21 protein-coding genes are annotated in these 23140 nt (G+C 61.2%); 7 read left to right on the top strand and 14 right to left on the bottom strand.

Going from position 1 to position 23140, the window contains the following annotated elements; all coding sequences use genetic code 11:
* Positions 1-79 precede the first annotated feature (79 nt).
* The 7 genes from hflX to DM813_RS00840 all read right to left on the bottom strand — a co-directional run bounded on the left by hflX (position 80) and on the right by DM813_RS00840 (position 7372).
* Positions 80-1381 carry a ribosome rescue GTPase HflX gene (gene hflX, locus DM813_RS00810; RefSeq protein WP_128321549.1) on the bottom strand — a complete coding sequence of 434 codons (1302 nt, stop codon included), beginning with the start codon at positions 1379-1381 and terminating at the stop codon, positions 80-82.
* Positions 1382-1393: 12 nt separating this feature from the next.
* Complete coding sequence (gene hfq, locus DM813_RS00815) at positions 1394-1654, bottom strand: RNA chaperone Hfq (RefSeq protein ID WP_028945676.1); 261 nt, start codon at positions 1652-1654, stop codon at positions 1394-1396.
* Between the two features lie 94 nt (positions 1655-1748).
* Positions 1749-2720 carry a tRNA (adenosine(37)-N6)-dimethylallyltransferase MiaA gene (miaA, locus tag DM813_RS00820; RefSeq protein ID WP_128321550.1) on the bottom strand — a complete coding sequence of 324 codons (972 nt, stop codon included), beginning with the start codon at positions 2718-2720 and terminating at the stop codon, positions 1749-1751.
* Between the two features lies 1 nt (position 2721).
* Complete coding sequence (gene mutL / locus DM813_RS00825; protein WP_128321551.1) at positions 2722-4629, bottom strand: DNA mismatch repair endonuclease MutL; 1908 nt, start codon at positions 4627-4629, stop codon at positions 2722-2724.
* A complete protein-coding gene (locus tag DM813_RS00830; RefSeq protein WP_206617348.1) occupies positions 4626-6050 on the bottom strand; it encodes an N-acetylmuramoyl-L-alanine amidase in 1425 nt (474 codons plus the stop codon). Before DM813_RS00830 ends, mutL begins: the two co-directional genes overlap by 4 nt.
* Positions 6051-6053: 3 nt before the next feature.
* Positions 6054-6524: a tRNA (adenosine(37)-N6)-threonylcarbamoyltransferase complex ATPase subunit type 1 TsaE gene (tsaE, locus tag DM813_RS00835; protein ID WP_128321553.1), complete on the bottom strand. Its 471-nt coding sequence runs from the start codon at positions 6522-6524 to the stop codon at positions 6054-6056.
* Positions 6512-7372 carry an NAD(P)H-hydrate dehydratase gene (locus tag DM813_RS00840; protein ID WP_128321554.1) on the bottom strand — a complete coding sequence of 287 codons (861 nt, stop codon included), beginning with the start codon at positions 7370-7372 and terminating at the stop codon, positions 6512-6514. The genes tsaE and DM813_RS00840 overlap by 13 nt, the downstream gene beginning before the upstream one ends.
* A gap of 63 nt (positions 7373-7435) precedes the next feature.
* Between DM813_RS00840 and queG the strand changes: the two genes are divergently transcribed.
* Positions 7436-8506 (top strand): tRNA epoxyqueuosine(34) reductase QueG, encoded by a 1071-nt coding sequence (gene queG, locus DM813_RS00845; protein ID WP_128321555.1) that lies wholly within the window; start codon positions 7436-7438, stop codon positions 8504-8506.
* Positions 8507-8549: 43 nt separating this feature from the next.
* Here the strand turns inward: queG and DM813_RS00850 are convergent, their stop codons facing one another.
* Positions 8550-9161: a trimeric intracellular cation channel family protein gene (locus tag DM813_RS00850; RefSeq protein ID WP_038997454.1), complete on the bottom strand. Its 612-nt coding sequence runs from the start codon at positions 9159-9161 to the stop codon at positions 8550-8552.
* Positions 9162-9261: 100 nt separating this feature from the next.
* Positions 9262-9804: an oligoribonuclease gene (gene orn / locus DM813_RS00855; RefSeq protein WP_128321556.1), complete on the bottom strand. Its 543-nt coding sequence runs from the start codon at positions 9802-9804 to the stop codon at positions 9262-9264.
* Between the two features lie 91 nt (positions 9805-9895).
* On the opposite strand from orn, the gene rsgA reads away from it, so the two are divergent.
* Both rsgA and DM813_RS00865 read left to right on the top strand, forming a co-directional pair.
* Positions 9896-10927 carry a small ribosomal subunit biogenesis GTPase RsgA gene (gene rsgA / locus DM813_RS00860; protein ID WP_128321557.1) on the top strand — a complete coding sequence of 344 codons (1032 nt, stop codon included), beginning with the start codon at positions 9896-9898 and terminating at the stop codon, positions 10925-10927.
* 202 nt (positions 10928-11129) lie between these two features.
* Positions 11130-11672 (top strand): toll/interleukin-1 receptor domain-containing protein, encoded by a 543-nt coding sequence (locus DM813_RS00865; protein ID WP_347233023.1) that lies wholly within the window; start codon positions 11130-11132, stop codon positions 11670-11672.
* A gap of 76 nt (positions 11673-11748) precedes the next feature.
* Here the strand turns inward: DM813_RS00865 and motB are convergent, their stop codons facing one another.
* Together motB and motA are read right to left on the bottom strand one after the other, a co-directional pair.
* Positions 11749-12768, bottom strand: coding sequence for a flagellar motor protein MotB (gene motB, locus DM813_RS00870; protein ID WP_128321558.1), 1020 nt, complete (start codon positions 12766-12768; stop codon positions 11749-11751).
* A 3-nt stretch (positions 12769-12771) separates the two neighbouring features.
* Positions 12772-13623, bottom strand: a complete 852-nt coding sequence (gene motA / locus DM813_RS00875) for a flagellar motor stator protein MotA (RefSeq protein WP_128321559.1) — start codon at positions 13621-13623, stop codon at positions 12772-12774.
* 129 nt (positions 13624-13752) lie between these two features.
* Between motA and DM813_RS00880 the strand changes: the two genes are divergently transcribed.
* Genes DM813_RS00880 through asd form a run of 3 tightly spaced genes read left to right on the top strand, consistent with a single transcriptional unit; the run spans position 13753 to position 17025 of the window.
* The gene (locus DM813_RS00880) at positions 13753-15288 is read left to right on the top strand and encodes an HDOD domain-containing protein (protein ID WP_128321560.1); all 1536 of its coding nucleotides are present in this window, start codon (positions 13753-13755) and stop codon (positions 15286-15288) included.
* Positions 15289-15334: 46 nt separating this feature from the next.
* The gene (locus DM813_RS00885; protein ID WP_128321561.1) at positions 15335-16144 is read left to right on the top strand and encodes a rhodanese-like domain-containing protein; all 810 of its coding nucleotides are present in this window, start codon (positions 15335-15337) and stop codon (positions 16142-16144) included.
* Positions 16145-16161: 17 nt separating this feature from the next.
* Positions 16162-17025, top strand: a complete 864-nt coding sequence (gene asd / locus DM813_RS00890; RefSeq protein ID WP_128321562.1) for an archaetidylserine decarboxylase — start codon at positions 16162-16164, stop codon at positions 17023-17025.
* Between the two features lie 60 nt (positions 17026-17085).
* Here asd and serB read toward each other — a convergent pair whose 3' ends face one another.
* Positions 17086-18300 (bottom strand): phosphoserine phosphatase SerB, encoded by a 1215-nt coding sequence (serB, locus tag DM813_RS00895; protein WP_128321563.1) that lies wholly within the window; start codon positions 18298-18300, stop codon positions 17086-17088.
* 134 nt (positions 18301-18434) lie between these two features.
* On the opposite strand from serB, the gene DM813_RS00900 reads away from it, so the two are divergent.
* Positions 18435-19925 carry a HAMP domain-containing protein gene (locus DM813_RS00900; RefSeq protein ID WP_128321564.1) on the top strand — a complete coding sequence of 497 codons (1491 nt, stop codon included), beginning with the start codon at positions 18435-18437 and terminating at the stop codon, positions 19923-19925.
* Positions 19926-19997: 72 nt separating this feature from the next.
* Here DM813_RS00900 and DM813_RS00905 read toward each other — a convergent pair whose 3' ends face one another.
* Entirely contained in the window at positions 19998-20705 is a 708-nt protein-coding gene (locus DM813_RS00905; protein ID WP_128321565.1) for a PqiC family protein, read from the bottom strand.
* A 175-nt stretch (positions 20706-20880) separates the two neighbouring features.
* A complete protein-coding gene (gene parC, locus DM813_RS00910) occupies positions 20881-23139 on the bottom strand; it encodes a DNA topoisomerase IV subunit A (RefSeq protein WP_128321566.1) in 2259 nt (752 codons plus the stop codon).
* Position 23140 lies beyond the last annotated feature (1 nt).

Raw genomic sequence — 23140 nt, forward strand, 5'->3', positions numbered from 1 at the left:
AAAGCAAAGACGCACCCACGGCGCGCCGTCCAATGCTACAGAATGCCTGTCACGGCTGCCCGGCCGCGTCGCCGGGCTTTTATTGCAAAGTGTGTTGCTCAATGAACTCGGCGGGCTTCAAACCTTCACGACTGACCAGGCGATTGAACTCGACCCTGGACACTCGCACAGCCAAAAGACTGCTGCCTTCATCGTCGTGCTCTTCGCCCTGCACCGCACCCAACGCAAAAAATTGCGCGCGCAACCGGGCAAAACGCTGCCCAAGGCGCAAGGTTCCGATAAACAGGTCATCCCCCAGTAGCTCGGCGATCGCCTGCCCCACCAGTTCCAGGCCACGCCCATCACGCGCCGAGACCCAGACCCGCTGCGGCTTGCCATCGGCATCGCGCTGAATCTGCGGCTCGACAGCCTCAAGCAGGTCGAGTTTGTTATAGACCTCAAGGATCGGCAAGCCTTCTGCGCCAATCTCCCCCAGCACCGCCATGACCTGCTCGATCTGTTCCATCCGATCAGGCTCGTGCGCATCGATCACATGCAGCAGCAAGTCAGAGTTGCTCGACTCTTCGAGCGTAGCTCGAAAAGCTTCGACCAGCTTGTGCGGCAGATGACGAATGAAGCCCACGGTATCTGCCAGCACGATCGGCCCGACATCGTCGAGCTCAAGGCGGCGCAAGGTCGGGTCGAGGGTAGCGAACAGCTGGTCTGCCGCGTAGACCTCGGACTGGGTCAGGGCATTGAACAGGGTGGACTTGCCGGCGTTGGTGTAACCGACCAGGGAAACGGACGGAATATCAGCCCGTTTGCGGCCACGGCGAGCCTGCTCACGCTGGCTGCGGACCTTTTCCAGGCGCGACTTGATCTGGCGCAGGCGTACCCGCAACAGGCGCCGGTCGGTTTCCAGCTGGGTTTCACCCGGACCACGCAGGCCGATACCACCTTTTTGCCGCTCAAGGTGCGTCCAGCCGCGTACCAGCCGCGTACTCATGTATTCGAGCTGGGCCAGTTCGACCTGCAGCTTGCCTTCATGGGTTCGCGCCCGCTGGGCGAAGATGTCGAGAATCAAACCGGTGCGGTCAAGCACGCGACACTCGAAAACGCGCTCGAGGTTACGTTCCTGACTGGGCGTGAGGGTGTGATTGAAAATCACCAAATCTACCTGTTCGGCTTTGACCAGGTCGCGTAATTCTTCGACCTTGCCGCTGCCAATCAGGTATTTGGCGGTGGGTTGATGCCGCGCCACATTGGCGAACGCGACAATATCGGCCCCAGCCGACAGTGCCAGCTCCCGAAACTCCTGCGGATCTTCGCGCGCCTCAGGGTTCTGACCTTCCAAGTGAACAAGGACCGCTCGTTCACCACCACCGTGGCGCTCAAAGAACAAAGCAGACTCCTATCAGGCGTTACCTGGCTCAGCGTCGCCATGCTCGGATTCGGATGCGCTTGGCAGGCGGATCGGACGCACAGGAACAACTGTCGAGATAGCGTGCTTGTAAACCATCTGGCTGACGGTGTTTTTCAGCAGAATCACGAATTGGTCGAAGGATTCGATCGTGCCCTGCAGCTTGATGCCGTTAACCAGATAGATCGAAACCCCAACTTTTTCTTTTCTCAAAGTATTCAAGTAAGGGTCTTGTAGCGAATGCCCTTTTGACATATGCCGCACTCCTGTAAGGATCAATAGTAAAAAAATCAAAAAACTGATGGCTCAAGCCGCCCCACCCCCAAGGATAGACGGCAATTGCAAGGACTCAGCCCAATATGGAGACCGATCCCAGGTATTTCAAGGTGCGAGACAGATTGTCGCAGTCCAGGCTGTCCAGCCAGTGCAGGTCAGCCCAACTACGCAACCAGGTGAATTGCCGTTTCGCCAATTGGCGAGTGGCAATAATGCCGCGCTCCCGCATTTCAACCGATGTTAACTTGCCATCAAGATGATCCCAGACCTGGCGATAACCAACCGCCCGTATAGACGGCAGTCCCGCGTGCAAGTCACTTCTGGCTCGCAGCAATCGGACCTCGTCAACGAAGCCCTGTTCCAACATTTGCCCAAATCGTAGCGCTATCCGTTCGTGCAACAGCTGACGATCGTTAGGCGCAATGGCCAGGCTGGCGACAGTATAGGGCAAATGCCCCGCACCCGAGGGGCCTGCCGCGCTACTTTCCGCGGATTGACGCAGACGGTGCGCTGTCATAGTCATGCCGCTGACGCGGTAGACTTCCAGCGCACGGATCAGGCGCTGGGGGTCATTGGGGTGAATTCTCGCCGCCGACTCGGGGTCGACCGCCGCCAATTGCTGGTGCAACCCCTGCAATCCCAGGCGTGAGACCTCCTCTTCGAGTTCCGCACGCACCTGTGGGTCAGCCGCCGGCATGTCAGCCAGGCCTTCGAGCAACGCCTTGTAATACAACATGGTGCCGCCGACCAGCAGCGGAATCTTGCCGCGCGCGGTGATCTCGGCCATCGCCTGCAGCGCATCACGACGAAAATCGGCCGCAGAGTAGCTTTCAGCAGGATCGAGGATATCGATCAGGCGGTGCGGGTGGGCCGCCAATACCTCTTTGGAGGGCTTGGCAGTGCCGATGTCCATGCCCCGATAAACCAGCGCCGAATCGACGCTGATCAGCTCGCAGGGCAGCACCTTGGTCAGTTCAATGGCCAGGTCGGTCTTGCCCGCCGCGGTCGGGCCCATGAGAAATATCGCGGGTGGTTTGCCACTCATTTTATCGACCGCGCAGGAACAGTTTGTCCAGATCGTCCAGACCCAGTTGGGTCCAGGTCGGTCGGCCATGGTTGCATTGACCGCTGCGCTCGGTGTTTTCCATATCGCGCAGCAGGCCGTTCATTTCTGCCACCGCAAGGCGCCGGTTGGCACGGATCGCGCCATGGCAGGCCATGGTACCAAGCAGTTCGTTCAAGTGCGCCTGAATGCGGTCACTGGTGCCGTATTCCATCAGGTCGGCCAGCACATCCTGAACCAGACGGTTGGCCTCGGCCTGCTTGAGCAGTGCCGGAATCTGCCGGATCGCCAGGCTTTCCGGGCCCAGACGCTGAAGCTCGAAGCCCAGGCGCTGGAACCATTCGGCATGCTCTTCAGCGCAATCGGCTTCACGCTGGCTCAATGCCAGGGACTCGGGCACCAGCAGCGGCTGGCCGCTGAGCCCTTCGCTGGCCATGGCGACTTTCAAGCGCTCGTACATGATGCGCTCATGGGCGGCGTGCATGTCCACCAGCACCAGACCCACGGCATTCTCGGCAAGGATATAGATGCCCTTGAGTTGGGCCAGGGCATAGCCCAGCGGCGGGATATCGCCCTGGGACTCGGGCAGCGTCGTCGGCGCGGCGTCGTTCAGTGGCGCAAAGAACTCACGATAAACGCTCTGGGCCTCGGCCGCAGGCACGGCCTGAGCCGGGCGCGGGGAGTACTGGTACTGGAATCCACCGCCCGCACCACTACCGCTGCTGGCACCGGCAGGACGCATGCCCGGCTCGGCCATCGGCTGCTCAAGCAGGTTGGCTGCCAGGCGCATTTCGCCCTGCGGGCCAAACTCGCCCGCCTGGATGCCGCTGGGCCGGATGATCTCGCTGGTCGCGGCAGGCGCAGCCAGCTGATCTTCCGGGCGCACATCGGCCAGGGCCCGGTGCAGCGTGCCATACAGAAAGTCGTGAACCATGCGGCCATCACGAAAACGTACTTCATGCTTGGTCGGGTGCACGTTGACGTCGACCCCCGTGGGATCGACCTCAAAGAACAGCACGAACGTCGGGTGCCGGCCATTGAACAGCACATCGCGATACGCCTGGCGCACCGCGTGGGCCACCAGCTTGTCGCGCACCGCACGACCGTTGACGAAGAAATACTGCAAGTCGGCCTGGCTGCGCGAGAACGTCGGCAAGCCGACCCAACCCCACAGGTGCAAGCCATTGCGCTCGATTTCAATCGGCAACGCCTGCTCCAGAAAACCTGGCCCGCAGATCGCCGCCACGCGCCGGGCTCGTGCAGTATCGTCGTGGGCTTCGTGCAGGCTGAGAATGCTCTTGCCGTTGTGGCGCAGGTGAAAACCGACATCGAAGCGTGCCAGCGCCAGGCGTCGGATCACTTCCTGCAGGTGATCGAATTCGGTTTTTTCGGTCTTTAGGAACTTGCGACGCGCTGGCGTATTGAAAAACAGGTCGCGCACTTCCACCGAGGTACCCACCGGGTGTGCCGCAGGCTGAACCCGCGGGGCCATGTCCCGGCCTTCGGTTTCCACTTGCCAGGCCTGCTCGGCATCACGCGTGCGCGAGGTCAGGGTCAACCGGGCGACAGAGCTGATCGACGCCAGCGCTTCACCGCGAAAACCCAGGCTCATCACCCGTTCCAGGTCTTCGAGATCGCGGATCTTGCTGGTGGCGTGACGGGCCAGGGCCAAGGGCAGGTCGTCGGCGGCGATACCGCTGCCGTCATCACGCACCCGCAACAGCTTGACGCCACCCTGTTCGACCTCCACATCAATGCGCCGCGCACCGGAGTCCAGGCTGTTCTCCAGCAACTCCTTGATGACCGACGCCGGGCGTTCGACCACTTCGCCGGCGGCGATCTGGTTCGCCAGCCGCGGGCTGAGCAGTTCGATCCGTGCGCTGTCGGTCATTGCTGGGATGCCAGGGCAGTGGTGGGGATGTTAAGGCTCTGCCCGACCTTGAGCTCATCAGTCTTGAGGCTGTTGGCACTGCGCAGGTTGGCCACGCTGACCTGGTAGCGCACCGCGATCATGGCCAGGGTTTCACCCGGGCGAACGCTGTGTTCCCGAGGCCCCTGGGCGATCTTGCCGCTGTCACGCAGGAACGCAATGTAGGTGCCAGGTGGCGGGTTCTGCTGGAAGAACTGACGTACGCCGCTGTGGATCGAGCGGGCCAGCGACTGCTGATGGCTCGGCGTGGCCAGCTTCGCCGCTTCGTTGGCGTTGGAAATGAACCCGGTTTCAACGAGGATCGACGGGATATCCGGCGACTTGAGTACCATGAAGCCGGCTTGCTCGACGCGACGCTTATGCAACGGCGTAACCCGGCCCATGTTGCCCAGCACTTTCTGCCCGACATTCAGGCTCGAACTCAGCGAGGCGGTCATCGACAGATCGAGCAGTACACCAGCGAGCATGCGGTCCTTGTCATCGAGGCTGACGTTGCCGGCCCCACCGATCAGGTCGGAACGGTTTTCACTGTCTGCCAGCCAGCGAGCAGTTTCCGAAGTGGCGCCGCGATCGGACAAGGCAAACACCGACGCACCGAATGCCGCTTTGGACGGCGCGGCGTCGGCGTGAATCGAGATAAACAGGTCAGCGCCCTTCTTGCGGGCGATTTCGGTACGTTTGCGCAACGGAATGAAGTAGTCACCGGTTCGCGTCAGCTCGGCGCGAAAGCCCTTCTCGCTGTTGATCTGGCGCTGCAACTCTTTGGCAATCGACAGCACGATGTCTTTTTCATGTTGCCCCTTGGAACCCGAAGCGCCCGGGTCTTCACCACCATGACCGGCGTCGATGGCGATCACGATGTCGCGCTTGCCATTGGGCACCGGGGTCAGCTTGATTGCCGGTTGCGCAGGCGTAACCGGCACGGCCGGCGTGGTGGCGACCGGCGGTGTGGGCGGTGGGGCAACGGCATCGGACGCCTGGTCATAGAGGTCGACCACCAGGCGATTGCCGTACTGGGCATTCGGCGCCAGAGTAAAACTCTTGGGCGTTACGGACTTGCTCAGGTCGACCACGACACGCAGGTCGGTCGGCGTGCGCTGGGCCGAACGCACGCTGGTAATGGGGGTATTGGCGGTCGACACCGACAACGGCGCGGCCAGGGTCGCACCATTGATATCGATAACCAGGCGATCCGGGGCGGTCAGGGTAAACACGCTGTGCTGCACGGGCCCGGAAAGGTCGAACACCAGCCGTGTGTTATCCGGTGCTCGCCATAAACGCACACTCTTGACTTGCGTGACGGCCAGAGCATCAACAGTTACCGCCGTAAGCAGCAATCCTACGACTGCAACCAGCGCGCGAAAGCGCATACCTATCCCCATTTTCTATTTGAATTCCAAGGCCAGAGCGGCACACCAGGCTTCGCCACGTGCCCCCTGCGGCGACAGGTTGAGCGAACGACCGCTCGCCTGGGGGCTTATGGTAATGGTCAGGTCGGGCTTTGGCAAAACACCCGCCCCCTTTTGGGGCCATTCGAATAAACACAGGGCGTCATCTTCGAAGTAGTCGCGAATACCGAGGAACTCCAGCTCCTCCGGATCGACGAGGCGATAGAGGTCAAAGTGAAAAGCGCGGATGTCGCCGATCTCGTAGGGCTCGACCACGGTAAATGTAGGACTCTTAACCGCGCCAGCATGCCCCAGGCCGCGAATAATGCCACGCGACAAGGTTGTTTTACCTGCGCCCAGGTCGCCTTCAAGAAAAATCACGCCGTGACCTTTGGTCACCTCGGCGATTCGGTTGCCGAAACGGACCATGGCCTCTTCGTCGGCCAAAAACAGGGTTACACCTGACACGCTGAATGCTCCTCCAATAGTTGACGAATCACCGGGACCAGATCGCTGGCCGCCAGTCCCCGGCCCTCCAGCCCCAGTCGCTCGCCAGCGCAGGCATGCAGCCACACACCCAGGCAGGCGGCGTCCCAGTTCGACATGCCCTGGGCCAGCAGCGCCCCAAGCACCCCACTGAGTACATCGCCCAGACCGGCACCGGCCATCGCCGGATGCCCACGCGTGCAGCGCGCCAGTTGTCCCGACGGGTCTGCCACCAGGGTTCCAGCGCCCTTGAGCACACATACGACCGCATATTTGCGCGCCAGTTTACGCGCAGCGCCAGGACGATCGGCCTGCACGGCTTCGGTGGACATTCCCAGCAGCCGGGCAGCCTCGCCCGGATGCGGGGTCAGAATACTGGTTGCCGGCAGTGCCAGCGGCTCACGCGCCAGCAGGTTCAATGCGTCGGCGTCCCACACCTGCGGCACCTGGGCACTGGCCACCGCCGATAGCAGGCTGCGCCCCCAAGCGGCCTGGCCCAGGCCCGGTCCGACCACGATCACCGAGGCGCGCTCGATCGGTGTCATCAATTGGTTGGCGGAGTGCACGCCCAGGGCCATGACTTCCGGCAAGCGCGCCAGGCTTGCCGGGACATGCTCACTGCGGGTGGCCAACGACACCAGACCGGCACCACAACGCAACGCCGCCTGCGCACTGAGCAGCACAGCACCGCCAGTGCCACGGTCACCACCGACCACCAGCACATGGCCGAAATCACCTTTCTGGGCGGCAAATGCGCGGGGCGCCAGCGTTGCCAGATTGATACTGGAGAGCGTAATCGCTGGGTTTAGCGGGTGTTTGGTCTGCGGCATGGGTCAAAGGCTCCGATGTCTGGCAGAATTATACGCACCTGAGTCTGTGTTGCCTTAATTCCCATGCCTGCCATTCCCGATCTTCCCGCACTGGCCCACTCCATCAAGGAGTGGGGCAATGAACTCGGCTTTGCCCATGTCGGCATCGCCGGGGTGGATCTGGCTGAGCATGAACAGCACCTCGAGCGCTGGCTACAAGCCGGTTACCACGGTGAAATGGACTATATGGGGGCGCATGGCAGCAAACGCTCGCACCCCGAACAGCTGGTACCCGGCACCCTGCGCGTGGTGTCGCTGCGCATGGACTACCTGCCGGGTGACACACGCATGGCCCAGCAACTGGCCCAGCCAGAAAAAGCCTACATCTCCCGTTATGCACTGGGTCGCGACTACCACAAGCTGGTGCGCAAACGCGTACAGCACCTGGCCGAGCGCATTCAGAAAGAAATCGGTCCCTTCGGCTTTCGCGCCTTCGTGGACAGCGCTCCGGTGCTGGAAAAAGCCATCGCCGAACAGGCAGGGCTCGGCTGGATCGGCAAAAACACCCTGCTGCTCAACCGCAAGGCAGGCAGCTACTTCTTTCTGGCCGAACTGTTCGTCGACCTGCCGCTACCGGTCGACCCTCCTCAGGTCAGCGAACACTGCGGCCGCTGCAGCGCCTGCCTGGACATCTGCCCGACCCAGGCCTTTGTCGGCCCTTATGTGCTCGACGCCCGGCGCTGCATTTCGTACCTGACGATCGAGCTTAAAAGCGCGATTCCCGAAGAGCTCCGCGCCCTGATCGGCAACCGGGTGTTCGGCTGCGACGATTGCCAGATCGTCTGTCCGTGGAACCGGTTCGCCAAACCCACGGCCGAGAACGACTTCAAGCCTCGCCATGCGCTGGACAGCGCGGGCCTGGCGGAGTTGTTCATGTGGGACGAGAAGACCTTTCTCGACAGTACCGAAGGCTCACCACTGCGCCGTGCGGGGTATGAACGCTGGCTGCGCAACCTGGCGGTCGGTCTGGGCAATGCGCCTTCGACCATCCCGGTGCTCGAGGCCCTCAAAGCGCGCGTGGACTATCCGTCGGAGCTGGTACGCGAGCATGTGGAATGGGCGCTGAAGCAACATGCCCAGCGAGATAGTCACTGATGGCAGACTATTACCGCTCCTACAGAGGGTGCAACAACCTCAATCAGTGCTCATCGTTGTAATGAAATTTCGGCATTTCCCAGTGAAAGCGAATGGCCAACAAACGCAGCAGAAACCCGCCAAACAAGGTCAGCAAGATGGCCTGCTCACCCGGTACATTGAAGTACACACAACCCAGGTAGAACCAGGCGGCCGCAAAGGAAACGCTGGCATACAACTCGCGGCGGAAGATCAGCGGAATATCGTTACAGAAAATGTCCCGCAAGATACCGCCGAACACCCCGGTGATCACCCCACTGATTGAAGCCACCAACATGCCTTGGCCCATTTCCAGCGCGGTCATGCAGCCAATCAGGGTAAAGGCGACAAGACCCAACGCATCGAGCACCAGAAACAGTGAGCGCAGGTGGCGCATCAACGGTGCAATGAAGATGGTCATCAACGCGGCAAAGCTGGTCAACACCAGGTATTCCGGGTGCTTGACCCAGGTCAGCGGGTAGTGGCCCAGCAGCACGTCACGCACCGACCCGCCCCCCAGTGCGGTGATGCAGGCAATCAGCACCACGCCAAACCAGTCCATGCCGCGTCGGCCAGCCGACAACGCACCCGTCATGGCTTCAGCAGTGATTGCAATCAGGTAGAGCATCAACAACATGGCGCAGATCCGTGCAAAAGGGCGCGCAGTCTACCCAGTTGCCAAAGGCACCAAAAGGGGGCGCCGCACGGCGTGTTGCACTTACCGTGCGGTAGCATCATCAGAACTTGATGAAATGCTCGCGATAGTGACGCAGTTCGTTGATCGACTCACGAATGTCGTCCAGCGCCAGGTGGGTACCGCCCTTCTTGAAACTGTCGCGCACTTCGGGTGCCCAGCGTGCCGCCAGTTCTTTCAGGGTCGAGACATCCAGGTTGCGGTAGTGGAAATAGTTTTCCAGGCCACGCATGTGGCGGTAGAGGAACCGGCGGTCCTGACAGATGCTGTTGCCACAGATCGGCGACTTGCCTTTGGGTACCCACTGCTCAAGGAAGGCGATGGTCTGGGCCTCGGCTTCAGCCATGCTGACGGTACTGTCCTTGACCCGCTGGGTCAGGCCGGAGGCGCCGTGGGTGCGGGTGTTCCACTCATCCATGCGCGCCAGCACCTCGTCACTGTGATGGATAGCGATCACCGGACCTTCGGCCAGGGTATTGAGGTCGCTGTCGGTGACAATGGTGGCCATTTCGATGATGACGTCGTGGTCCGGATCCAGACCGGTCATTTCCAGGTCGATCCAGATCAGGTTGTGTGGGTTCTGCATGATTCTGCTCCTCGGTAGGTGCGCAGTTTAGCCTAGTGGAGCGTGCTAAACTCCTCGCCGTTTAATAATGCATGCCGCACACGGAACTTTCATGGCCAAACGCCAGCTCAATCGCCGCCAAAACTGGCGGATCGAAAAAATCCAGGGTGAACGCGCTGCCCGCGCCGCCAAACGCGAACAACAGACCCTGAAGGAGCTCGAAGGCGGTGACCTCGGCCCGGAACAACTCGGCCTGGTGATCGCCCACTTTGGCGTGCAGGTCGAAGTCGAAGCCCAGGACGGCGATGTAGCCGGCCAGGTGTTCCGCTGCCACCTGCGCGCCAACCTGCCCGCACTGGTCACTGGCGACAAGGTGGTCTGGCGCGCTGGCAACCAGGGCATCGGCGTGATCGTTGCGCAAATGCCGCGCAGCACCGAGCTGTGCCGCCCGGACAGCCGCGGCCAGCTCAAGCCGGTGGCCGCTAACGTCGACCTGATCGTGATTGTCTTCGCGCCGGCTCCCGAGCCCCATGCCAACCTGATCGACCGCTACCTGGTCGCCGCCGAGCACGCCGGTATTCGCCCCCTGCTGCTGTTGAACAAGGCCGACCTGATCAACGAACAGAACGCCCCGGCGCTCAACGCCCTGCTGGCGGTTTACCGGCAGCTGGGTTACCCGTTGCTGGAAGTCTCGGCGCACCATGGTGACGGCATGCAGCAACTGCAGGCACGCCTGGATGGCCATATCAGTGTGTTTGTCGGCCAGTCCGGCGTGGGTAAATCGTCGCTGGTCAACAGCCTGCTGCCCGAGGTTCAGACGCGGGTTGGCGACCTGTCGGAATGGTCTGGCCAAGGCACCCACACCACCACGACCGCACGGCTGTACCATTTTCCCGGCGGTGGTGAACTGATCGACTCACCTGGCATTCGTGAGTTTGGCCTCGGCCATGTCAGCCGTGCCGATGTCGAGGCGGGTTTCATCGAGTTCAGCGACCTGCTCGGCACTTGCCGCTTCCGCGACTGCAAACATGACCGCGAACCAGGCTGCGCCCTGCTCAAGGCCCTGGAAGACGGTCGCGTTCAACAACAGCGGATGAACAGCTACCGCTCGATCATCGCCAGCTTGCCCCAGGACAGTTACTGAAGGTTGTCAGTGAGGCCTGCATGGGCCTCACGCAATCGCCATGCAGGACCTGTCTGTAAGGAAATTTACCCCGCCATGCAGGGTTATTCCTTATTTTAAGTGGTCCCTTGTTACCCCTACAGGTTTGACGGATTGTCACCTTTCAGGTTCGCCATTACGGAAACGAACCGCCTCAATGCCCTGAGTATGAAAGGAATCAACAATGACAATGCAAACCTTACGTACCAATCGCATAAACGCTGGCGCAACGGGTGCACGCGCGATGCCGGTGGTGATCAGCTACCGTCACCAGGACCGCCTGGAGGCCTTTATCATCAACGAGCGCCTCAAGCTCGAAGGCATCAACACCTGCCTGGACCTGTTCGATGGCAACACCGAGCACACAACCGACACGATCAGTGAACTGCTCTGTCACAGCATCAGCAACTGCACGCACCTGATCGCTGTCCTTTCCCAGGAAAATGCCGACAACTGGTGGATACCTTTTCAGATAGGCGCCGCTACCCAGCACAACCGCCGTGTATCGCTACTGCAATGCGGGGAAAGCCCACTCCCTGACTACCTGGAGAAGTGGCCGATCATGCGCGCCCGCGAACATATCGACCTGTTCGTGCTCGCCTACCACGATGAACAGACCTTCAAACGCTCGATCACCCTCTCCGGTTCTGACGCCGACGCTACCAACCGCATCAATGCCAACTTCTTCCATGCCGACCTGAAAGCAAAAATCCGTCGCGGTTTCTGAGGCGCCGCACGACCACGCAATAAAGCACAACGCCCGCCGGGATCGCTCCGGGCGGGCGTTGCTTTTGCTGCCGCATTTACTGTTTGGGCTCGTCCATCTTCAACACACCGTCTTCGAAGATGTTCAGTTTCTGACGCAACTCTCGCGGTTGCATCGGCTCTGGCTCACTCGGCGGCGCTGTCGTAGCCGGTGCCGGTGCCGGTGCAGCGTCACCGGCCGGAGCCCCCTCAGGCGCAGCCGGCTGCGGTTGCTCGCCTTCGATGCTGCGCTGGGCTTTTTTGGTCAACACGATGATATCGATACGCCGGTTGACCGGGTTTAGCGGGTTGGCCCGATCGAACAGCGACGATGAGGCATAACCCACTACCCGTGCCACCTGAGAGTCCGGATAGCCACCGGCAACCAGCGCCCGTCGCGCGGCGTTGGCGCGGTTGGCCGACAACTCCCAGTTACCGAACTCACCGGTGCCGGCGTAAGGCTTGGCATCGGTATGACCGCTGATACTGATCTTGTTCGGTACCGCCTTGATGGTATCGGCCATGGCCAGCAGGATGTCTTCGAAGTACGGCTGCAGCCGCGCACTGCCCAGGTCGAACATTGGCCGGTTCTCGGCATCCATGATTTGGATACGCAGGCCATCCTGGGTAATTTCGAAGAGGATCTGGTCCTTGAATTTCTGCAGCTGCGGGTTTTCTTCGACCTTGTTCTGCAGCTCTTGCAGGAGCAGTTCGAGGCGCTCGCGCTCGACTTGCTCGGCCATGCTTTCCACCTTGTCCTGGTCCAGCTGGATACTGGTATCCGGCGTCGGCTCGGACTTTACTTCCGGGTTGATGGTCTTTTCCGGCGCCAGCTGCGGTGAACCGCCCAGGTCAATAATGTAGGGCGTGCCGCTCTCGGAAAAGCCGATCGGGTCTTTGAAGTAACCGGCAATGGCGATCTTCTGCTCAGGCGTTGCCGTCGACAGCAACCACAGCACCAGAAAGAACGCCATCATCGCCGTAGCAAAGTCGGCGAAGGCGATCTTCCAGGCACCACCGTGGTGGCCGTCGCCAAAGCGCTTGACGCGTTTGACGATAATGGGCTGATTGTTTTCCATGACTCAGCGTCCGCGAACTGCTTGTTCCAGCTCGGCGAAGCTTGGACGGTGGGCCGGGAACAGCACCTTGCGCCCAAACTCCACGGCCAGCGACGGCGGCATGCCGGAAGCCGAAGCCACCAACGAAGCCTTGATGGCTTCATAAACGTTGAGTTCTTCCCTCGCATCCTGACGCAAGGCCGTGGCCAGCGGGCCAAAGAAGCCGTAGGCGGCAAGAATACCGAAGAAGGTACCGACCAGCGCCGCACCCACGTGCAGGCCAATGGATTTCTGGTCACCGTCGCCCAGCGACGCCATGGTCACCACGATACCCAATACCGCCGCGACGATACCAAAGCCTGGCATGCCGTCGGCAATACCGGTGACAGCATGGGAAGGGTGCTCGAGCTCTTCTTTCATGCTCAGCAGCTCCATGTCGAACAGCCCTTCGAGCTCATGCGGCGCCATGTTGCCGGTGGACATGATGCGCAGGTAGTCGCAGATAAACGCGGTCATGCGCTCATCGCCCAGCACGGCGGGGTATTTGGCAAAGATCGGACTGGCAGCGGCGTCTTCGATATCGGCTTCGATCGCCATCATGCCTTCGCGCCGGCTCTTGTTGAGGATCTCGTAGACCAGCCCCAGCACCTCGATATAGAAGGTGTGGGTAAAGCGCGTGCCAAACATCTTCAGCGACTTCTTGATTACATGCATGGTCATGTAACCAGGGTTCGCCTGCAGGAACGCACCGAAGGCCGCACCACCGATAATCAGCACCTCAAAGGGCTGGATCAGTGCTGCAATTTTACCGTGGGACAAAACATATCCGCCGAGCACACTCGCGAATACGACGATGATGCCGATAATTTTAGCCATAGATAGAAAGCACTTACTGTCGTGGTCAGGGTCGTGAGCGGAAGTTAAAAAAACTCTTCTTCTACTTATCGGCAGAACTGCGCCAGACTATAGTCAGTCAAGGCGAAAAGCCAGTTCGGCCCCTCCAGCATGCCTATTGAAACCATCGTGCCAGATAAAACTCCGAAAACACTCGATGCCTGGGTCAAGCTGCTCGATAGCGCGCGCCTGCCCGTTCCGCTGGCCAGTTACGAACGCGTCAAAGCCGCCATTGGCGACAGCCGCCGTTCGTTGCGCGACATCGCCGAAATGATGCAAGGCAGCCCGGCACTGGTGCTCAGCGTGATCCGCGAAGCCAACCATCACACCTCGAGTACCCTCAGCGAACCTGCCGAGAGCCTGGAAATTGCCCTGAACCGACTGGGACTGGCGCGAACGGCCGAGTTGCTGGAGCGCCTGCCGACGCTGCCCGAGGGCGAGATTCCAGCCACCCTGCGCCAGTTGCAGCTGGTCAGCCAGCATGCCAGCCAGCAGGCCAACGGACTGTTCGCCAGCCGACTGGCGCGGCTCTGGCAGGAGATTCACTGGGGCAGCCTGTTGTTCCTGTCACCGTTGTGGCCCCTCGCCCTGACCCATCCCAAACTGCTCGAAGACTGGGAGCTGCGGGTCGTGCACAAAGGTGAATCGGCACAGAAGGTGGAAAGCGAGCTATTTGGTGTGCGCGTGCTGAGTCTGTGCAAGGCAATGGCCGAGCATTGGCGCCTGCCCGAATGGGTCACCCGCGGTTATCACCTGTTGCAGGACGAGCGCCGCCTGCTCGCCCAGGCACTGCACATTGCCCGCGAGCAAAACAGCCTGCGCCAACAACAGCACCTGGATGAACGCCCTGAGCTTCGCCGCTGGTTCAACCAGCCGGCCAATACCGTATTACTGGCCAACGGCCTGGCCCTGGCCGCACAGGTCGGCTGGACCACCGCGCACGTGCGCCGCTGGCAGTTGCTAACAAGCCTGTACCTGCAAGCGCCTCTGGACGATGTGCAGCAACTGGTGCACCAACAAGCAGTCACCAGCGCCCGGCACCACGCGGCCCGCGACCTGTTCCACCCGGCCCAGGCACTGCTCTGGCCCTGGCATCAGCAGCGCTTGCACCCCGGGCTGATCGCCCCGCCGCCGCCCTCGGCCCAGGCCTTGAGCACCTGGCGTGCGCGTTGCGCCGAACTGTTGGTCGAGCCCAGTCCGTTCAGTAACGCCATCCACCTGACCAGCCAGGCCAAAGACGCCCTGGTCGCCTGCGGCATGCAGCGGGTGATGCTGCTGATGACCGACAAGGCTCAAAGCCAGTTGCGGGTGCATCAGCTGGCCGGTGTGCCAGCAGAGGCCGCCGGGCTTGTGCTGTCCATTGAGCAAAACAGCCTGCTTCAGCGTTTGATGAGCAAGTCCGCACAACTGCGCCTGACACCAGAAAATCATGCACAGTTCTCCGCCCTGCTGCCTGCCAGCCTGCGCGCGCTGTTTCGCAGTGAGCATGTGTTATTGCGCTCGCTCTCGAGCAATGGTCGCGTGATCATGCTGTTGATTGCCGACCAGGGCGGTAAACCACTGGCCGACGTCAGCGTGCAGGCGTTTGGCAAAACCGCGCAATGCATCGAACGCGCACTCACCGCCTTCAGCAACCGCAGCGCCTGAACCTTGCGCTACAATCGCCGCCTCTGCCCCGATCTGGAGACTCTGGATGACTGACTTTTCTGGCTTGCCCCTGGTAATCGAGCCGGCTGACCTGCAAGTACGGCTGGATGTGCCAGAGTTGATCCTGGTAGACCTGACCAGCGCCAACCGCTACGCCAGCGGGCATGTTCCAGGCGCACGCTTTGTCGATCCGAAGCGCACCCAACTGGGCCAGCCACCGGCACCTGGGCTGCTACCGGCCAAGGCCGACCTGGAAAAACTGTTTGCCGAGCTCGGGCACAACCCCGAAGCGGTCTACGTGGTCTATGACGACGAAGGTGGCGGCTGGGCTGGCCGCTTCATCTGGCTGCTGGATGTGATCGGCCACAGCCGCTATCACTACCTCAATGGCGGCGCACATGCCTGGCCGGCGAGCAACCTCAGCACCGACGTCCCGCCCGCGGCTACCGGTACGGTCAATCTGGTCCTGCACGAAGGGCCAACGGCCACGCGTGAGTACCTGCAAAGCCGCCTCGGCTCCGACGATCTGGCAATCTGGGACGCACGCAGCCCTGCCGAATACCGTGGCGAGAAAGTGCTGGCCGCCAAGGGCGGGCACATTCCTGGTGCAGTCAACTTCGAGTGGACCGCCGGCATGGACCTGAACAATCAGCAGCGCATCCGCAAAGACATGCCCGAAATCCTCGAGCAACTGGGTATCAGCAAGGACAAGGAAGTGGTCACCCACTGCCAGACCCACCACCGCTCAGGCTTTACCTACCTGGTCGCCAAGGCCCTGGGTTACCCGCGGGTCAAGGCCTACGCCGGCTCCTGGGGTGAATGGGGCAACCACCCGGACACGCCTGTAGAAATTTGAAGAATCAAGGAAACTCAATGAAATCCCGCTTGTTCATCATCAGTCAGTACCTGCTGCCTCACCACCTGCTGTCGCGCCTGGCCGGCTGTGTCGCCGAATGCCGCGTACGCTGGTTCAAGAATGCCTTCACCAGCTGGTTCGCCAAGCGTTACCAGGTCGACATGTCCCAGGCCCTGGTCGAAGACCTCAGCGCTTACGAACACTTCAATGCCTTCTTCACCCGTGCCTTGAAGCCTGGTGCCCGCCCGCTCGATGAAACCCCGGGCGCGATCCTCTGCCCGGCCGATGGCGCAGTCAGCCAGCTGGGCCCGATCGAACACGGGCGCATCTTCCAGGCCAAGGGCCACAGCTTCAGCGCCCTGGAATTGCTCGGCGGTGACCCGGCCAACGCTGCGCCGTTCATGGGCGGTGAGTTTGCCACTATCTACCTGTCGCCCAAGGACTATCACCGCGTGCACATGCCCCTGGCAGGCACGCTGCGCGAGATGATCTATGTGCCGGGTCGCCTGTTCTCGGTCAACCAGACAACTGCCGAAAACGTACCGGAGCTGTTTGCCCGCAACGAGCGCGTCGTGTGCATCTTCGATACCGAGCGCGGGCCGATGGCCGTTGTACTGGTCGGCGCGATGATCGTGGCCTCGATCGAAACGGTCTGGGCCGGGCTGGTAACGCCACCCAAGCGTGAGCTCAAGACCTTCCGTTACGATGAAGCCAGCCGCGCGCCTATCCACCTGGAAAAAGGTGCAGAACTGGGCCGCTTCAAGCTGGGCTCGACCGCTGTCGTGCTGTTCGGGCCCGACCAGGTCAAGTGGGCTGAAGAACTCGGTGCCGGCTCAACCGTCAGCATGGGTCAACGCCTGGCGCAGCCTGCCAACGCCTGACCGACACTGCCATAAACAAAAACGCCGCCTGTCAGGGCGGCGTTTTTGTTTGGGTACCGATCAGCTACGGCCGTCGCGATCACGGAAGCCCAGCAGGTACAGCACACCATCCAGACCCAGGGTCGAAATGGCCTGCTTGGCCGACTGTTTCACCAGCGGCTTGGCCCGGAAGGCCACACCCAGGCCGGCGATGGCCAGCATCGGCAGGTCGTTGGCACCATCGCCCACGGCAATGGTCTGTTCCATCTGCAAACCTTCCTTGCGCGCCAGCTCGCCGAGCAGATCGGCCTTGCGCTGGGCATCGACGATCGGCTCCACGGCAACACCGGTGACTTTGCCGTCGACCACTTCCAGCTCGTTGGCAAAGACATAGTCGATGCCCAGCTTGGCTTGCAGTTGCTTGGCGAAGTAGGTGAAGCCGCCAGACAGGATTGCGGTCTTGTAGCCAAGGCGCTTGAGCTCGGCGAACAGGGTCTCGGCACCTTCGGTCAGGCGCAGCGAAGCACCGATTTCATCCAGTACATTGACGTCCAGCCCCTTGAGCAAGGCCAGACGCTCCTTGAAGCTGGCGCGAAAATCCAGCTCGCCACGCATGGCCCGCTCGGTAATTTCCGAAACCTGCTCACCGACGCCGGCAGCCTTGGCCAGTTCGTCGATCACCTCGGCCTCGATAAGGGTCGAATCCATATCGAATACGGCCAGGCGGCGATTGCGACGGAACAGCGAGTCCTGCTGGAAGGCGATATCAACGTTCAGTTCCTGCGCGACGCTGAGGAACTCGGCGCGCAAGGCCTGCGGATCGGCCGGTTCACCGCGCACAGAGAACTCGATGCAGCCTTTGCCCTGCTCGGCCGGAGTATCCAGCGCCACACGGCCGGACAGACGATCGATATGGTCGATGTTCAGGCCGTACTGGGCTGTGATCGAGCTGACCCGCTGCAGTTGCTCGGCAGTGACCTTGCGCGTCAGCAAAGTAACGATGTGGCGAGCCTTGCCCTGACCTTCGACCCAGTTCTGGTAGTCGGCTTCGGAAACCGGGGTGAATCGTACCTGTTGATCGAGCTCATAGCCCGCAAACAGAATATTCTTGAGCACCGATGAGGCCTTCTCGGTATCCGGAATTTCTACCAGGATGCCAAAGGACAGGGTGTCGTGAATCACAGCCTGACCGATGTCGAGGATGTTCACACCACCCTGGGCCAGAACGCCGGTGATGGCCGCAGTAAGACCCGGACGGTCTTCACCAGTGATGTTAATCAGAACGATTTCGCGCAAGACGGGCTCCGACTCGTAGAAAAAAGCCCATTCTACCGATTTTCGCTGACCATCGGGCGCAGCCGATACTTTGCCGGTCCTTGAGCGCTCGCTATACTGCGCAGCAACTTCTCCGACATAAAGAGCCGCGCTCTGTGAACCGGCCCACGCCCGTTAAAACCGATAACTTCTTCCTGCTGATTTTTCGTGCTCTGCGCCATCGTCGTGTGCCGCTTGCGCTGCGGATCGCCTGCCACAACGTGCTGCTGGTAGCACTGGCCCTGGTGATCTACGCCTGCGTGATGGGGCTGCAGTTCAAGCAGGCCATGCATGAACAGGCCGACGCCCTGGGGCAGAGCCTGACCACGCAGACAGCGACTTCAGCCACCGAGCTGCTGGTGTCCAACGACATCCTCAGCCTCAACGTACTGCTAGGCAACCTGGTGAAGAACCCGCTGGTCGCCCATGCGGCCATCTACAGCGTCGATAACCGGATCCTCGCCGAAGCCGGCCAGCGCCCGAAAAACGGCCTGCTGGGTGAAGCAGAAGGCCTGTACCAGACCAAAATCACCTTCCAGGACGTCACCGCTGGCCAGCTGCGCATCAGCCTCGACATGAGCCAGTTCCAGCAGCCGCTGACCCTCAGCCTGCAGAGTATGGGCATCCTTGCCGGCATCCTGCTGGCACTGGCCTTGGCCATGAGTCTGCGCCTGGGGCGTTTCATCTCTACCCCGCTGCTGCAACTGCGGGTATGGCTGCGTGACATCAATGAGTTCACCCCGGCCACCGAGCGCCAGGATGAGATCGGTGATCTGGCGCGTCAGCTGCACACACGTTTCGCACCGCCACCGCGGGAACCGGAGCCGGAGGCGGTTGAAGACGACGAAGACGAGCCTGAATTCGAAGTACGCAACCTGCGCGACCCGAGTTTTGACGAAGCCCCCGCCGTACCCAAGGTCAGCAAACCGGTTACCGCGGATGACGAGCACGATGACGCCTTCGCCGACCTGATGGACGACGAAGCCGACAGCGCTCCGCGTCCTGCACCGGTGCCGCTCAATCGCGAACCGCAAGCCAGTGCGGTACTGGCCGTGCAGCTGGGCTCCCAGGAACAACTTCGGCGGCTGCCCCGCACCCGCCTGACGGAACTGCTGGAGCGCTATCGCGACTGCCTCGATCAAGCAGCTTCCCTGTATGAAAGCGAAGTGCATACCCTCAATGACGGCAGCACGCTGATGCTGTTCCATAGCCAGGACAGCGGCGAAGACTACCTCACCAACGCCATTTGTTGTGGTGAGCTGCTGCGCGCACTGGGTCATGCCCTGCAGATCGAAGTGGCGGACAGCGGTATTACCTTGCAGCTGCAACTGGGCCTGGTGCTGGGCGAAGGATTGGACGGCATGAGCCAGATCGACCTGCTGCTGACCGAAAAGGCCCAGGACGCCCTGGCGCTGTCGCAACACAGCCGCAATCTGCTGCTGGTGGAGCGCAAGATCAGCGACGATACCCTGATTCGCCAACGGGCTCGTATCCGCCCGATTGCCAGCCCCGAGGGTGCGTGCTGCGTAGAACGCCTGATGGAACCGTACCCGTCGATGCTGGAACGCCAGCTGGCACGCATGCACGAGCGCCGGGTCAAGAGTTGAGCACTCACGACCGTCTGTAGGAGACCCACAAAAAAGCCCGCATCACTGCGGGCTTTTTTGTGGGCACTTACTTTAGAAGCGGAACACTTCCAGATCAGTACGAATTGGCGTCGCCAATGGAATCTTCGGCTTCTCCGGCTCTTTGCGAACCTGCACCGGCGCGGCCTTCTTCGGCGCTTCCTCAGCAATCGGAGGCTGATTGGCCAAGGGCTTGAGGGCAATGCTCAACTGCTCGGCGAGCTTCTGCAACAACTGGCCTTGGGCCTGAACCTGTGCCGCTTCACTGCCCTGGTGCTGTTGTTCGAGGTGCACGATGCGGTTATCACGGACCTGACCACGGCGGTCCAGCAGGCGCCACTGGGCATCCAGAATGGCCGGCTGGTTGGTACCGGAGTCAAGCCGGGTGATGGACAGTAATACCTGCACATCCGGCGTGAAGCCGGTAGTTGCCGGCGCCAGGACGACGCGCTGGCTGTCCAGGCGCCACGCCAGCTGACGCACCAGCAATTGATCGATATCGGCCGACAGACTGCCCGCCCAGCGGCCATCAGTCGCCGCCGTCAGACTGCCGTCGGACTGACGCTGAAGCAGGGTCTCGCGCTGCAGGTAGTCGGCAACCGAGACCGGGCCGAGTACGACAGCCATACCCGAGCTTTGCTTGGGTTGGCCAGGCTCACCGCTGTCGAGCTGGTACAGGGAAACCGGCTGGTGCATGCTGCAACCGGCCAGCCCGAGTATGCCACTCATCAGCAACACAAACGGAAGGCGCAGAAATTTCATCATCCCATCCAGGCGGTCGCCACAAGGCAAACCGCAATGATACGTATATAGATTCATTCGGGCACGCAGCTACGCTGGCACCGCAAGGGCCCTATCATCCGCGAAATAGCGGCACGACTCCAGTGTTTCAGCCTCGAACGGCAGCTTAATTAACCATTCGAGGCTACTACCGCGGTTATCCGGGAATTTCCACCAGCAATGCATCGACACGCTGGAAGCCGCGCGGCAGCTTGTTACCGCGACGCCCCCGCTCGCCTTTGTAATGCTCCAGATCATCCGCCTTCAACGATAGGGTACGCTTGCCAGCTTGCAGCACAAGCGTGGCACCATCGGGAATCACGGCAAGATCGGTGACAAACTCTTCACGACTGGCCACCCGATCACCCGGGATGCCGATAATCTTGTTGCCTTTGCCTTTACCCAACTGGGGCAGGTCGCTGACCTTGAAGATCAACAAGCGGCCTTCGGTGGTAACGGCAGCCAGCCAGTTCTGCTCGCGATCAGCCACGGCGCGCGGGGCAATCACCTTGGCGCCGTTGGGCAGGCTGAGCAAGGCCTTGCCGGCCTTGTTCTTGGCCTGCAGGTCTTCACCCTTGACCACAAAGCCATAGCCAGCGTCCGAGGCAATCACATACAGCGCATCGTCTTCAGGCAGCAGCACGCATTCGAAGCCTGCGCCCGGTGGCGGTGTCAGGCGCCCGGTCAACGGTTCGCCCTGCCCCCGGGCTGAAGGCAGGGTATGCGCTGCAACCGAATAGCTGCGACCGGTAGAGTCAATGAACACGGCAAATTGGTTGGAGCGCCCTGCAGCCGCGGTCTTGAACCCATCACCGGCTTTATAGGAAAGGCCGGTAGCGTCGATGTCATGCCCCTTGGCGCAGCGCACCCAGCCTTTTTCCGACAGCACGACGGTGACCGGCTCGGTCGGCATCAGCTCGTTTTCCGACAGCGCTTTGGCCTCGGCACGCTCGATGATCGGCGACCGACGGTCGTCGCCGTAGGTTTCGGCATCCTTGATCAGCTCGGCACGCACCAGCTTGCGCAGTTTGCTCTCACTGCCCAGCAGGGCAACCAGCTTGGCTTGTTCCTTGGCCAGTTCATCCTGCTCGTTGCGGATTTTCATCTCTTCCAGTCGCGCCAACTGACGCAGACGGGTTTCAAGGATGTACTCGGCTTGTGTTTCGGTCAGGTCAAACCGGGCAATCAGTGCTGCCTTGGGCTGGTCCTCGGTGCGGATGATGTGGATCACTTCATCCAGATTGAGGAAGGCAACCAGCAAGCCTTCGAGCAAGTGCAGGCGGCGCTCGACCTTGTCCAGACGGTGCTGAAGACGTCGGCGCACGGTCTGCACACGAAACTCCAGCCATTCCAGCAACAGCGCCCGCAGGTTTTTCAACTGCGGACGGCCATCCAGGCCGATGATGTTGACGTTGACCCGGTAGCTGGACTCCAGATCAGTGGTGGCAAACAGGTGCTGCATCAGCTCGTCGAGGTCGACCCGGTTGGAACGGGCAATGATCACGATGCGGCACGGGTTCTCGTGGTCCGATTCGTCGCGCAGGTCCGCCACCATCGGCAGCTTCTTGGCCTGCATCTGTGCGGCGATCTGCTCCAGCACCTTGGCCCCGGAGACCTGGTGCGGCAGCGCGGTCACCACGATGTCGCCATCTTCAATACGGTAGACCGCACGCATGCGCACCGATCCACGGCCGCTTTCGTAGATCTTCAGCAGCTCCGAGCGCGGCGTGATGATCTCGGCTTCAGTCGGGTAGTCCGGGCCCTGGATATGCTCACACAGCTGCTCCACCGTGGCCTTGGGTTCATCCAGCAGACGCACGCAGGCACTGGCGACTTCACGCAGGTTGTGCGGCGGCACGTCGGTGGCCATGCCCACGGCGATGCCGGTGGTGCCATTGAGCAGGATGTTCGGCAGGCGCGCCGGAAGCACCGCGGGTTCGTCCAGGGTGCCATCGAAGTTCGGCACCCAGTCGGCTGTCCCCTGCCCCAGCTCGCTGAGCAGAACTTCGGAATAACGCGACAGGCGCGCTTCGGTGTAACGCATGGCCGCGAACGACTTCGGATCGTCCGGTGCACCCCAGTTGCCCTGGCCGTCAACCAGGGTGTAGCGGTAGCTGAAGGGCTGCGCCATGAGCACCATGGCTTCATAGCAGGCCGAATCGCCGTGAGGGTGGAACTTGCCGAGTACATCACCCACCGTACGCGCCGATTTCTTGTGCTTGGAGTCAGCGTCCAGGCCCAGCTCGCTCATGGCATAGACAATGCGCCGCTGCACGGGCTTCAGACCGTCACCGATGTGCGGCAAGGCACGGTCCATGATCACGTACATGGAGTAGTTGAGGTAGGCCTGTTCGGTGAAGTCAGCCAGTGACCGGCGCTCTACGCCATCAAGGCTGAGATCAAGGGAGTCGCTCATG

The organism is Pseudomonas alkylphenolica (assembly GCF_004025535.1).
Lineage (GTDB): Bacteria > Pseudomonadota > Gammaproteobacteria > Pseudomonadales > Pseudomonadaceae > Aquipseudomonas > Aquipseudomonas alkylphenolica_A.